The sequence below is a fragment of the Streptosporangium nondiastaticum genome (assembly GCF_003011965.1).
In the GTDB taxonomy this organism is placed as follows: Bacteria; Actinomycetota; Actinomycetes; order Streptomycetales; family Streptomycetaceae; genus Streptomyces; species Streptomyces nondiastaticus.
Genome location: NZ_PXWG01000004.1, coordinates 132,945 through 145,488 on the forward strand (window position 1 = coordinate 132,945; position 12,544 = coordinate 145,488).

The following is a 12,544-nucleotide window of genomic DNA, read 5'->3' on the forward strand; positions in this document are numbered from 1 at the left end:
TCCACATCTTCCCGGGCCGTCCCGGGCCCGGGGGTCAGTCTGCTGGAACCGTTCAGTCCAGCAGGTCGACCTCCCAGTTCGCACGCTGGATGCGCACGTCGATCTCACGGATCTCCCGGGCGAGCACGTCCGCCTGCGCGCGCAGCTCCGCGACCGGAAGCGCGGAGAGCATCATCAGCTCGGAACGAAGCTGCCGGCCGTAGCCGCGCTCGCCCGTACCCGCCGCCGCGTCGGCGGCCGACGTGACCACCGCGTGACGGAGCCGCAGCACGTCCCGGCGCGCGAGCGCGTCGGTGAGCGTACCGTCCTGCCCGATCCGCGCCGCCGCGTTGGTCCGGTTGATCCGCCGGATCAGCGTCTCCAGGGTTTCCAGCGCCTCACCGGCCTCGGCCAGCAACTGGGCCGCGTCCTCGGCAGGCGTTTCACCTTCCTGGTACCGCGCGCTGCTGACCACGCGTGCGCGCAGCTGCTCCACGCGACGCGTCGCCTCCGCGCGCTCTGCCAGTGCCTCAGCAAGCTTCACTGTCTCCACCTCCTGCCGTTGTGAGCCTCGCACGAGTATACGAATGCAAAGGGTGTGAAATCGCATCAGGGGTCCTGCGGTCCTGCCTGCCCCTTGCTCAGCCCAGTGGCCGGGCGTACGTCACGAACCCCCGCTGCGTGGCGAACCCCATCCGTTCGTAGAGCCTCAGGGCCCCGGTCGGGTTGGCGGCGTCGACGACCAGCTCCGCCTTCTCGTACCCCTGGCGCCCGGCCTCGGCCAGTGTGTGCGCCAGCAGGGCGCGCGCCGCGCCCCGGCCCCGGTGGGCGGGACGGGTGCCGAGGCGGCCGATGGTGAACGTGCGGAGACCCGTGGCCACGCTGTCGGCGACGTACTCGTCGGAGAGGAGGTACGCGGCGACGCGGTCGTCGGCGGTGAGCAGCAGGGCGGAGAGGGCGGGGCGGAACGCGTGGTGCCCGGTGTACCAGGTGTGCCAGTCGGTGGTGTCCGTCTCGGTGTGGTTCCAGTGGTCGCGGAAGGCGTCGTTGTGCGCGCTGCGGGTCGCTTCGTCGAGGGCCGGCGCGAAGGGCGCGAGGCGCAGGCCGGCGGGCGCGTCCGCGGCGGGCAGCCGGTCCGGGTGCAGGTCGTGCGCCATGGTGAACCAGTGCCGGCAGGGCTCGAACCCGGTGCGCTCGGCCAGGGCGGCCAGTCCTGCATTGGTGGACGTCCCGTCGATCAGCAGCTCTCCGGGCATGCCGGGGTATCGCTCTGCCCGGATCGCGTCCGCGCGACGGCGCATCCAGTCGATCAGGCTCGTGCCGATTCCCCGGCGGCGCAGGCCCGGGTGAACAGCGGCGGCGGTGCCGAAGCGCGCGACGTCCTGCACCCCCTCGGGCTCGTACAGCATGGCGTACGCCACCAGTCGCGAGCCCTGCCGGACGCCGATGGTGTTGTGCGCCAGGTCCAGCTTGGGGTCGGCGAGCTCGTGGAGGGTGTCTGTCGCGTCCTCGTGCAGGCCTGACTTGTCGGCGCGCTCGACTTCTGCGCGCAGGGCGGCGAGGTCCCGGGCGTCGGATGTGCCGAGCGGCTTGGACGTGGCATTCACCCGGCAAACGGTATAGAGAGGCGGAAGGCCGGGGCGAAGGGTTTTCCCTCGGCTAGTCGTCCGGTGCCGCTTCGAAGGGGCCACCGGCCTCTTTGCGGGGTGGTGGAACGGAGGCGGTCTTGTACTGGGCGGCCTGGAGTTCGTACATCTCGCGGTAGTGGCCGCCCGTGACGGCCATGAGGTCGGTGTGCGAGCCGGATTCCACGAGCCGGCCCTGGTCGAGGACGTGGATCACGTCCGCGGTGGCGGTCGCGGCGAGGCGGTGGGTGATGAGCAGGACCGTCGTGACGCCGTCGTCCGTGAACGAGCGCAGCGACTCGAACATGTCGATTTCCGCCTTGGGGTCGAGGGCGGCCGTCGGCTCGTCCACGATCAGCAGATCGCGTTCCCGGTAGAGGGCGCGCGCGACGCCGATGCGCTGCCACTGGCCGCCCGACAGGCGCACCCCTCGCTGGAAGCCCTTGACCGCGATGGAGTCCCACCCGTGCGGCAGTTCCTCGACCACGGTTCGGATGTCGGCGCGCTCGGCGGCGGCCTCGACCTTCTCGTGGACCAGCGGTCTGTCCGCGTCGCCGATGTGGACGTTGGCCCGGACCGTCATCGGCCAGCAGCCGACTTCCTGCGGCAGCAGGGCGATCCGGTCGAAGACGCTTCGGCGGTCGGCCTCGCGGATCCCGACGCCGTTGTACGAGACGTTGCCCGCGGTGGGGAGGTAGAGCCCGGAGATGACGCCGGCGAGCGTGCTCTTGCCGGAGCCGTTCTCGCCGACCAGGGCCACCACCTTGCCCTTGGGAACCGTCAGCGACACCCGCTGGAGCGCGTCGCGGTCGGCGCCCGGATAGCGGAAGGTGACGTCGGAGAGGACGACTTCGACGCCTTCGCCCTCCACGGACGCGCCGCGGTCCGGGATGGCGTGGCGCGCCCCGAGCTCGACGGAGTCGTTCATGTCGGACAGGTACAGCGACTCCTCGCACATGCGGTTGAGCTGGGAGACGATCTGGTTGAGGTACTGGGTGGCGTTGCGGATCGCCAGGACGGCCGTCCCGGCGGCGGCCAGCGGCATGCCGCCGGCGACCAGGAGCCACCACAGCATCGCGTACGTCGCGATGCGGGCGGTGCCGGACAACGCCGCCGCCACGATCTCCGTCCGGGCTTCCGCGCCGGCCAGGCGGGCCTTCTCCGCCGCCGCGGTACGGCCCATGTCCTCCTGTGCCCGCAGCAGGAGCCGGCCGGCGCCGTGGACACGCAGTTCGGGCGTCGCGTCCGCCCGCGTGATCGGGTACAGCAGGACGTCGACGGCACGCCGGTGGTCGATCCAGACGTGCCGCGAGGCGTAGGCGCGGCGCATCACGACGACCGCGCCCCACCAGCGCGGGACGGCGATGAGCACCAGCGCCGCCACCAGCAGCGGGTGGAGCGCGGCCAGCACGACCGCGGCGGCGCCCAGGCTCATCAGCCCACTGGTGATGGTGACGGCGTTGGACAGCATGCGCTGCACGGCGTCTGTGCCGTACCGGCCGAGCGCGAGCCGGCGGTGGATGTCCTTGTCCTCCATCGCGGACATCTCGACCCGCGTCATCATGCCGTAGTACGTGGTGGTGCAGGACAGCTCGATCTTCGGGTAGAGGCGCCCCTCGGTCTTGACGATCAGGCACCCCAGCAGCACCGACCCGGCGGACGACGACCCGGCGAGAACGAGCGCGGGCGCCGCCTCGCGCAGCTTCTCCGGCGTCGGCCCGTCCGCGAAGAGGTGCACCAGGACCTGGTTCGTCGCCACGAGCAGGAAGGCCGACATGGCGCCGGAGGCGAGCTGCGCCGCCATCAGCACGATCAGGGCGCGCGGGTCCTCGCGCCACGCCACGCGGGTGATGAGGCCGAGCATGCTCGGGAACTGACGGGCCATCGACCAGAACGACATGCGCAGCAGGGGGTCCTCGTGGACGGCCCATGCCTGGTCGTGCCGGAGGGCGCCGGAGAACAGCAGCTTCTCGCTGCTGGACAGCGGCGCCCGGTTACCGGCCTGTTTGCCTCCTGACGAACTCTCCACCTGCCTGTTCTCCCTCCCGTGCCGGTCAGGAGCGCCCTGAATGAGAGCACCCGGTGTCTAACCGGCCGGACGGGTGGGAGGACACGGAGGGCGACGGGAAAACCGGAGCGGAACGTGTCAGGAGCTCGTGAGGATGACGAGCTGCCGGGTCGCCCGGGTCATCGCGACGTAGCGGTCGACCGCTCCTGCGACGCCCTCGCCGAACTCCTCCGGGTCGATGAGGACGACCAGGTCGAACTCGAGCCCCTTCGACAGCTCCGGGGTCAGTGACCGGACGCGGGACGTCTCCCGGAAGGAGGGATCGCCGATGACGCAGGCGGTGCCGTCGGCGTGCGCCGCGAGCCAGCCGTCCAGGATCTCGTTCAGGTCCGCAACGGGCCCGTGGACGACGGGGACGCCGCTGCTGCGGATGGAGGCCGGCACGTTGGCGTCCGGGAGCGCGGCCCGGATGACCGGCTCGGCCTCCGCCATGACCTCTTCCGGCGTCCGGTAGTTGACGCTCAGGGAGGCGAGGTCGATCCGGTCGAGCCCGATCCGCTCCAGCCGCTCCTGCCACGACTCCGTGAAGCCGTGCCGGGCCTGGGCACGGTCCCCGACGATGGTGAAGCTCCGGGACGGGCACCGCAGCAGCAGCATCTGCCACTCCGCGTCGGTCAGCTCCTGGGCCTCGTCCACCACGATGTGCGCGAACGGGCCGGCGAGCAGGTCCAGGTCGGTGCCGGGCAGGGCGGTCTCGTCGACCAGGCTGTCCCGCAGGTCCTGTCCGTGCAGCATCGTCACCGCGCCTTCGCCGTCGTCGTCGGCCGCGATGACGTTGTCGATGACGTCGGCCATGCGCGCGCGTTCGGCGGCGACGGCGGCCTTGCGCCGGCGCTTCCGCCGCGCCGTCTCCGGGTCGCCGAGCCGCTGCCGCGCCGCGTCCAGGAGCGGCAGGTCGGAGACCGTCCAGGCGCGGGGGGCGTCCTTGCGCTGCAGCTTCCGGACCTCGTCGGGGCTGAGCCAGGGGGCGCACATCCGCAGGTAAGCGGGCACGCACCACAGGTCTCCGACCAGATCGGCCGCTTCGATCACCGGCCATGCCCGGTTGAGGGCGCCGACCAGCTCCCTGTTGCGCTGCAGGGACGTGCGGAGCCGGCCGGGTGAGAACTCGTCGCCGCCGTCGCCGTGTTTGTCCTCGAGGATGGCGAGCAGCTCCTCCCAGACCTGCTCGCGCGCCTCGTTGTGCGGAGTGCCGGGTTCTGCCGCTTCGAAGGCCGCGGCCCAGTCGCGGGCGTCCAGCCGGATGTCGGACCAGGGGGTGGTGACCGTCATCGCGTCGGTGGGCGGCTCCTCGTAGAACCTGACGGCCTTCTCGACGGCCTTCACCACCATGTCCGCGGAGGACTTCAGGCGGGCCACCTCCGGGTCCGTCTCGGTCGTCGCCGCGGCCCCCTCGGCGACGAGGTCCCGCAGGATGCAGGTCTGCACGCCTTCCTCTCCGAGGCTGGGCAGGACGTCGGCCACGTAGGACAGGTAGGGCCGGTGCGGGCCGACGAACAGCACACCGCCGCGACGGTGTCCGAGGCGCGGGTCGGAGTGGAGGAGGTAGGCGGAACGGTGCAGGGCGACGACGGTCTTGCCCGTGCCCGGACCGCCGTCGACGACGAGAGCGCCGCGCGAGCCCGCGCGGATGATGGCGTCCTGGTCGGCCTGGATGGTGCCGAGCACGTCGCGCATCCGCGGTGACCGGCTGCTGCCCAGGCTGGCGATGAAGGCGGACTGGTCGTCGAGCGCGGCGTGCCCGGCGAAGCCCTCCGAAGCGAACACCTCGTCCCAGTAGTCGCTGATCCGGCCGCTGGTCCAGCGGTACCTGCGGCGGCTCGCCAGGCCCATGGGGTTGGCGTGGGTGGCGCCGAAGAACGGCTCGGCCGCGGGGGAGCGCCAGTCGATCAGCAGCCGGCGCCCCGAGCTGTCCGTGAGGCCGAGCCGGCCGATGTACACCGGCTCGGAGCCGTCCGCGCCGACCATGTGGCCGAGGCACAGGTCCAGGCCGAAACGGCGCAGTGCGCGCAGGCGAGCGGTCAGCCGGTGGATCTCGATGTCCCGCTCCATCGCCTGCCGGCCGATGCCGCCGGGCTCCCTGCGCAGGTCGTCCAGGCGGTCGGACAACTCGGCGATGGACTCTTCGAGGCACTCCGCTACGGCCTCGAAGTGCTGCTCGTCGCCGGCTATCAGCGCCGGGTCGGCTTTGCGGGCGAGGGTGTCGGGGAGGTGGAAAGCGCTGGTGGTGGTCGGGGTGTTCACGTGATCAGCTCCGCTGTGTGGTCGCTCGGCGACCGGTGCAAGTACTTGTGTTCCAGGCATTCCGGGTGGGCCGGGTGCTTCGTATGCCCTCGGGCGCTTCGTATGTCTCGGGTGTTCAGGGCCCGGATCGGTGGTTCAGGGGCCGGTTCCGGGTCAGGCTCTCGGTGATCCGCCCGGATCACGCGGAGGCCGACGGCCCTTCTTCGCTGATCATGTCGAGGAGGAGCTTCGCGGCCACAGCCGCACCGTCGGCGCGGACCGTGCCCGCCATGGCGGTCGCCTGCGCGCGGATCTCGGGGGTCAGTGCCGTCTTGAGCGCGGCCGACAGGGACTCGGCGGTCGGGGCCGGACCGTCGTGCGCCGCGCCGATGCCCAGCTCGGCCACGCGGCCGGCCCAGTACGGCTGGTCCGCCATCTGGGGCACCACCACCTGCGGCGTGCCGGCCCGGGCGGCCGTCGTCGTGGTGCCCGCGCCGCCGTGGTGCACGACGGCGGCGACCCGGCCGAACAGCGCCTGCTGGTTGACCTCGCCGACGGCGAAGCAGTCGTCCGCGTCATCGATCAGGGCCAGGTCGGCCCAGCCGCGGGAGAGGAGGACGCGGCGGCCCTGCGCGCGGACGGCCTCGACGGCCGCCCGGGTGACGTCCTGCGCGTCGCGCAGCGGCATGCTGCCGAAGCCCACGAACACCGGCGGCGCCCCGGCGTCCAGGAACTCCTCCAGGTCGGCCGGGAGCGGGCGTTCGTCCGGCCGGATCCACGCCCCGGTCTGCACCACGCCGAGGTCCGCCGGCCGCAGCCACGGGCCCAGCGTCGCGTCCGCGGCCAGCCACGGGCGGTCGGTGAGGACGTGGTCGCGGACGTTGTCCACCGGGGGCAGGCCGACCGTCTTCCGGTGGGTGTTGATCGCCTCGCCGAACAGCTCGTTGAGGTTCTCGGCGTTCAGGTCCCACCTCACCCGGTTGTCGGTCACGTCCGGGGGGACCGGCCGGCCCGGCCACACGAGCGGCGGGTGGTGCGGTGACGGCAGGTAGGTCGGGAAGTACGACACGAACGCGTAGGGGATGCCCAGTTCCTCGGCCACTGCGCGCCCGGCGGCCGCGGCAGGGATCAAGCCGGTGGCCACGACCGCGTCACAGCCCCCGGCCACCGCGCGGACCGAGTCGTACGTCGCGGCGAATATCTCGGCCGCGCGCTGCGGCAGGTTCTTCGCCGGCGCCGGCTTCGCGGCGGTCACCGCCTTGGTCGCCATCTCGCGTATCGACGGGCCGAGCGGCACCAGGGGGAGACCGGCACCGTCCAGCAGCTCCGCGAAGTCCGGCGGCGCGCACACCTGCACCTCCACGCCGACCGCCCGCAACTCCGCCGCGAGCCCCAGCATCGGCTCGATGTCCCCACGCGACCCGTATGACAGCAACAGCACACGCACTTCGCGATCCCCCGTTTCCGCAGATTCCGTCTTAGGCCGGTGATTCTGCGGCATGACGGGGGCCTTGCCGCAAGGCCCCCCATACGCTATAAGTTAAAAGTGGCAAGGAGCGGGGAGGCTCCTTGCCTTTGTTTTTGCCGTCCGCTCCGGACGTGCCGCCCCTGCTCACGACGTGCCTGTGCCTACGACGTCAGACGGGGCTGGGATAATGAGGGAATGCAGTCGCCTGTCCCCCTCCCCGTCACGCCCTCCGGCCCGGCATGGCCCGAAGGCCCGGGCCTGCACCCGGTCCCCGATGCGGCGGACTACCTGATGGGGGAGTGGACCGTCGAGCGCACCCTCTTCGACCTGGGGACGGGGAACAGCGGGTCGTTCCGCGGCACAGCCGTGTTCCGGACGGACGACGACGGCCGGGTGCTGCACACGGAGGACGGCGAACTGCGCTGGGGCGGCATGCCGGGGCGCGCGGGCCGTACGCTCGTGCTGCTTCCCGGGCCGGACGGCACCTGCGAGGTCACGTTCGCCGACGGCCGGTTCTTCCACGACCTGGACCTGCGCACCGGCGAGTGGTCCGTCCACCATCCCTGCGCGGCCGACCGCTACGAGGGAGCCTTCGCCGCCGTCTCCCACGACGAGTGGCACGCGCGCTGGCGCACCACCGGCCCGGCCAAGGATCACCTGCAGCGCACGGTCTACCGGCGCCGGCCTGCCGCCGGGGCGTGAGCAGGACGAGGAGCGTTGCTCCTACGGGCCGTCTATTTGCTGTCGTGGCCGGCCTTCGTGCCGTCGTGGCCGACCGGTCCGGTTTCCGCCCGTCTCATCAGGCGAAGTATCGAAAGGTGGGACGGCGGAGGGGGAGACCGTGACTGTGATCGTCGGGCTCGTGCATAACGGCCGGGTGCACCTGGGCGGGGACTCGGCCGGCGTCGCCGGCCTCAGACTCACCGTGCGCCGGGATCCGAAGATCTTCCGCAACGGCCCCTACGCCATGGGGTTCACCAGCAGCTTCCGCATGGGCCAACTGCTGCACCACGCGTTCAAGGCGCCGAAACCGAAGGGCGACCTGGACCGGTTCATGTCCACCGTCTTCGTCGACAAGCTGCGCGGCTGTCTGAAGGCCGGCGGCTGGGCGCGCAAGGACTCCGAGCAGGAGCAGTCCGGGACGTTCCTCGTCGGCATACACGGCCGCCTGTTCGCCGTCTACGACGACTACCAGATAGCGGAGCCTGCCGACGGATACGCGGCCGTGGGGTGCGGGGACCAGTTCGCGCTGGGAGCCCTGCACGCCACCGCAGGCCTGGACCTTCCGGCACGGGAGCGGCTGGCGCTGGCTCTCGCGGCCGCCGGCCACCACAGTGCCGGAGTCTGCGAACCGTTCCGTTACGTCACCGCGCGGAAGCGTCCTTCTTGACCAGGACCTTCACCCGAAGCGCGGCCCGAAACGCGGGAGCCCCAGCGAACGATCGCTGGGGCTCACCGGTCCTGCTGTGCTGAGACCTGTCAGGCGGGGACAGGGGCCGCCTCGGCCTCGGTGGACTCGGCGGCGCGGGGGATGCGGTGCAGGCCCTTGCGGTCGTAGAGGCGGGTGACGCCGAAGCCGAAGAGCACGGCGGCGACGAACGCGATGCCCATGGAGATCCATGCGCGGGTGAGGCCGGCGTCGCCCTGGGCGTCGTAGTAGAGGATGGAGCGCATGCCCCCGGTGATCTGCCGCAGCGGCTCGAACTCCGAGAGTGCGTGGAAGAAGCCGGGCAGCGCCTCCAGCGGCACGGTCGCTCCGGAGGACGGGACGGCCATGGCGACGAAGACGATGGTGGAGATCAGCATGCCGGGCGTGCCGAAGACGGCGAGCAGGGCCAGGGCGCTGACGCCGACGGCCGCGATCGTGCCCACGGAGTAGAGCCACAGCAGGCCGAGGTGGGAGGCGTCCATGCCCAGGATGCCGACCGTGGCGAGCTCGACGAGGGAGCCCATGACCAGGGAGAGGCCGAGCATGAGGACCGTGCCGACGGCCAGCGTGCGGACCCGGCTCGTGTGGCGGACGGGCATGCGCTGGCGGAAGGGGCCGAAGTCGGTGTGCAGGTAGCCGAGCGCGGTGTCGACCTGGGAGACGATCGCGTTGGCGCCGAGCATGCCGCAGACGATGAGGACCAGCGCGTAGTAGAAGGCGCTCAGACCCATGGCGCTGTGCGTGCCGAGCGGGTGGCCGTCCGCGACCTCGACGTTCACCGGGTCGGTGAGCATCAGCTTGGCGGCCGGGGCGAGCTGGGCCTTCTGGGCGGCGGCACGGCTCAGGAGCTCCTTGCCGAGCTGGGCGGAGGCGGCGTGGGCCGCCTTCTGGTTCGCCTGGCTGGCCATGGAGGAACCGATGCTGCCGGCGGACTGGTTGGTCAGCACGGTCAGGGTCGGCCGGGTGGCCTCCACCGGCTTCGGGCTGCCCAGGGCGGCCACCGTGGCGCTGAAGTTCTCCGGCACGACGAGCGCGCCGTAGACCTTGCCCTGGCCGAGTCGCTTGTCGGCCTCCTGCCGGCTGACGACCTGCCAGGAGAAGCTGTGGTTGTCCGCGGCGGACTTCTCGATCCCCGAGACGACCTGGTCACCGAGGTTGAGGTGCTTGCCGTTGGCGTCGGCCCCGCGGTCGCTGTTGACCAGTGCGATGGGCAGGTCGCGCAGGTTGCCCTTGGGGTTCACGTTGCCGCCCACGTAGAGCAGGGCGAACAGGATGGAGACCACCGCGACGATGAGGCCTGAACCGATCCACAGCTTCGGGCTGCGGAGTACGGAGGAGGGCTCGGGGGAAGGCATATTCGCTCCGAGTTATTACCTAGAGTAACTGGATACTTAAGGTATCCAGTAGCTAGATAGTGGCAGTATCTTCCTAGGGTGTCCAGTCGGTGCAGCAGGGTGCCGGGCTCGCGCACCACCAGCGAGGAAGCCGCATGAAGATCTCGGAGCTCAGCCGCACGACCGGCGTGCCGGTCGCCAGCATCAAGTACTTCCGGCGGCAAGGCCTGATGCCCGCCGGCAAGGCGACGGCCGCGACCCTCGCCGAGTACGGGCAGGAGCACGTCCAGCGCCTGCGGCTGATCAAGGCGCTGACCACGCTGGGCGGGCTCTCCATCGCCGCCACCCGCGACGTCCTGACGGCCGTCGACCAGGCGCACAGCACCGAGAGCGCCCTGGGGGCGGTCAGCTACGCCCTGCCGGTGCCCGTCGCGGAATCCCCGGTCGGTGACGCCGGCCGCGAGGCGGAGATCGGATCGGCCGCGGAGGCCGAGGTGGCGGACCTGATCGCGGCCATGGACTGGCAGACGCCGAGCACCTCCCCCCACGTCGAGGGACTGACGGCGGCGCTGAGGGAACTCAGGCGGCTCGACGCGGCCTACGAGCCCGGCGACCTCGTCGCCTACGCGGAGCTGGCCCGTTCCATCGCGGGCCTGGACCTCGACCGCGCGGCCGCCTTCGGCGACCCGGAGGCCCTGGCCGAGCAGGCGGTCATCGTCTTCGCCCTCTCGGCCCCCGTGCTCGAACTGCTGCGGCGGCTGGCCCAGGAGGACCAGGTGCGCCGCCGCATCGCGGGCGGCGACACCGGCACCGGCGCCGAGTAGCGACTTGTCACGGCTTCTCGCTCGAACGTGGGAACCCTGCCCGAGTGGCCACCCCGCCGGCCTCGGTCCGCACTAAGGTTCGGGAGCCCCTAAGGTTCGCGGCCCCGGAGCGGGGCCGGCACGTGCGGGAGGAAGCACTGTGTCCAGCTATCAGTACCGGTGTGCGGTGTGCGGCATCACCTGGGACGAGGTCACCAACCGGCGCCAAGCCGAGCAGGAACGCGACCGGCACCGCCGCGAAGCCCACGACGGCGGCGTCCCGGACGGCGACGGCATCCGTGCCCAGGACTCCGAACCCTGGCCCGGTCGGGGCGTACTCCTCGCCGGGCTTCTCGTGATGCTCTTCGTCATGTACAGCAGCTGGCACGGCCAGTAGCCTCCCGGCCGGGCCACGGGTTCGACCGGCGGACGGGGGAGCCGGGCCACGAGCAGGCGCCGTTCGGGGAGCCGGTCCGGCCGGACCGGTCCTGCCCGCCCGGGCAGGACCGCCGACCGGGTGCAGCTCCGGCGAGGCGACGGCGGCTACTCCTCGGCGCGGATCAGCTGGGCGACCGTCGCGCCGGTCAGCTCGGTGGCGAGCACGCTGCGCTCCAGCGGCAGCAGACGGTGCGCCTTGCACGACTGCGTCGGCAGCGCCGCGTACTCCTCCCCGGTGATGCGCGTCCAGGACGGGTCGAACCGTACGCGGATGATGAGGTCGCGGGCCTGCTCGGAGACGATCGACGACGCCAGCAGCCACAGCCCGGGCTCTCGCGCCGTGCCCGGCGGGTCGAACGCCAGGTGCAGGAGCGATGCCGACCGGCCCAGCGGGCTGCCCAGCCGGTGCCAGGCGATCCGCCCGTCGGCATCGATCCGCCCGAACGTGCCGGTCCCCGCCTGCGCGGTGCCGAGGAGCACCAGCCAGATGCTGCCGGGCCCGCTGATCAGCCCGACCGGGGTGCTGCCCTGCTCCGCCGGGACGGGGATCTGGGCGGTGCGTCCGGTGCGCGGGTCGATGCGCAGCAGTGAGCTCGCGCCGTCCTGGCTGACGTAGAAGTCCCCGCTGACGGGGTGGCGCGCGGCGAAGATGGGATGGGGCTTCGCGTCGAAGAGGCGGTGGCGTCCGGGGCGCGTGTGGTCCAGGGCGAGGACCTGGTCGCTTCCCTTCAGGGTCACCCACAGGACGTCGCCGTACTCGTTGACGTAGTGCGGTCCCCGGCCGCCGCCCGGAACGGGGATCTCTCGTTCGACGCGTGGGGCGGCTTCGACGGAGTCCGCCCGCGGATCCACCAGGAGCAGCCGGTCGGCGCCCTCGTGCGTGGCCCAGATCCGTCCGGGATGGCACGAGGAGACCGCCAGCCCGTGCAGCATCGCGTCGGAGGAGCCGAGCGGGAACGCCTTGACGGCCGTCACCTGCTCGGTACGGGGGTCCAGCCCGAGCTTCACCAGACGGCTGTTGGACATCTGGGACACGAGGGCCATCGGCCGGTCCGGCAGCCTGACGATCTCGTGCGTTTCCTCGGCGGGCGGCAGCTCGTACTCCACCACCGTCCGCCGGGACGGGCCCGCCGGTGCGGAGGGGGCTTCCCGGTGCGGCGGCCGCGGTCCCGCGGCC

At 71.9% G+C, this 12,544-nt stretch carries 11 protein-coding genes; 4 read left to right on the top strand and 7 right to left on the bottom strand.

Annotated elements, in window-relative coordinates; translation table 11 throughout:
• Positions 1-52 precede the first annotated feature (52 nt).
• From B7P34_RS03855 to B7P34_RS03875, 5 genes are all read right to left on the bottom strand, one after another.
• Positions 53-523 (bottom strand): DIP1984 family protein, encoded by a 471-nt coding sequence (locus B7P34_RS03855; protein WP_106674343.1) that lies wholly within the window; start codon positions 521-523, stop codon positions 53-55.
• Between the two features lie 97 nt (positions 524-620).
• A complete protein-coding gene (locus B7P34_RS03860) occupies positions 621-1,586 on the bottom strand; it encodes a GNAT family N-acetyltransferase (RefSeq protein ID WP_106674344.1) in 966 nt (321 codons plus the stop codon).
• Positions 1,587-1,638: 52 nt separating this feature from the next.
• Positions 1,639-3,633, bottom strand: coding sequence for an ABC transporter ATP-binding protein (locus B7P34_RS03865; RefSeq protein WP_106674345.1), 1,995 nt, complete (start codon positions 3,631-3,633; stop codon positions 1,639-1,641).
• 117 nt (positions 3,634-3,750) lie between these two features.
• Complete coding sequence (gene helR, locus B7P34_RS03870; protein ID WP_106674346.1) at positions 3,751-5,916, bottom strand: RNA polymerase recycling motor ATPase HelR; 2,166 nt, start codon at positions 5,914-5,916, stop codon at positions 3,751-3,753.
• A 178-nt stretch (positions 5,917-6,094) separates the two neighbouring features.
• Positions 6,095-7,336 carry a glycosyltransferase gene (locus B7P34_RS03875; RefSeq protein WP_223267471.1) on the bottom strand — a complete coding sequence of 414 codons (1,242 nt, stop codon included), beginning with the start codon at positions 7,334-7,336 and terminating at the stop codon, positions 6,095-6,097.
• A 222-nt stretch (positions 7,337-7,558) separates the two neighbouring features.
• Here B7P34_RS03875 and B7P34_RS03880 point away from each other — a divergent pair, with 222 nt between their 5' ends.
• Both B7P34_RS03880 and B7P34_RS03885 read left to right on the top strand, forming a co-directional pair.
• Complete coding sequence (locus B7P34_RS03880; protein WP_223267472.1) at positions 7,559-8,065, top strand: DUF6314 family protein; 507 nt, start codon at positions 7,559-7,561, stop codon at positions 8,063-8,065.
• A 139-nt stretch (positions 8,066-8,204) separates the two neighbouring features.
• A complete protein-coding gene (locus tag B7P34_RS03885) occupies positions 8,205-8,753 on the top strand; it encodes a hypothetical protein (RefSeq protein WP_106674348.1) in 549 nt (182 codons plus the stop codon).
• 89 nt (positions 8,754-8,842) lie between these two features.
• Here the strand turns inward: B7P34_RS03885 and B7P34_RS03890 are convergent, their stop codons facing one another.
• Positions 8,843-10,147, bottom strand: coding sequence for a YhgE/Pip domain-containing protein (locus B7P34_RS03890; RefSeq protein WP_106674349.1), 1,305 nt, complete (start codon positions 10,145-10,147; stop codon positions 8,843-8,845).
• 134 nt (positions 10,148-10,281) lie between these two features.
• On the opposite strand from B7P34_RS03890, the gene B7P34_RS03895 reads away from it, so the two are divergent.
• Positions 10,282-10,950: a MerR family transcriptional regulator gene (locus B7P34_RS03895; RefSeq protein ID WP_106674350.1), complete on the top strand. Its 669-nt coding sequence runs from the start codon at positions 10,282-10,284 to the stop codon at positions 10,948-10,950.
• A 139-nt stretch (positions 10,951-11,089) separates the two neighbouring features.
• On the top strand, positions 11,090-11,326 hold the full coding sequence (locus B7P34_RS03900; RefSeq protein ID WP_146166722.1) for a hypothetical protein: 237 nt from the start codon (positions 11,090-11,092) through the stop codon (positions 11,324-11,326).
• A 146-nt stretch (positions 11,327-11,472) separates the two neighbouring features.
• On the opposite strand, the gene B7P34_RS37200 is transcribed toward B7P34_RS03900, so the two are convergent.
• Positions 11,473-12,544: Vgb family protein (locus B7P34_RS37200; protein WP_189382420.1), on the bottom strand; the 1,072-nt coding region annotated here is incomplete at its 5' end.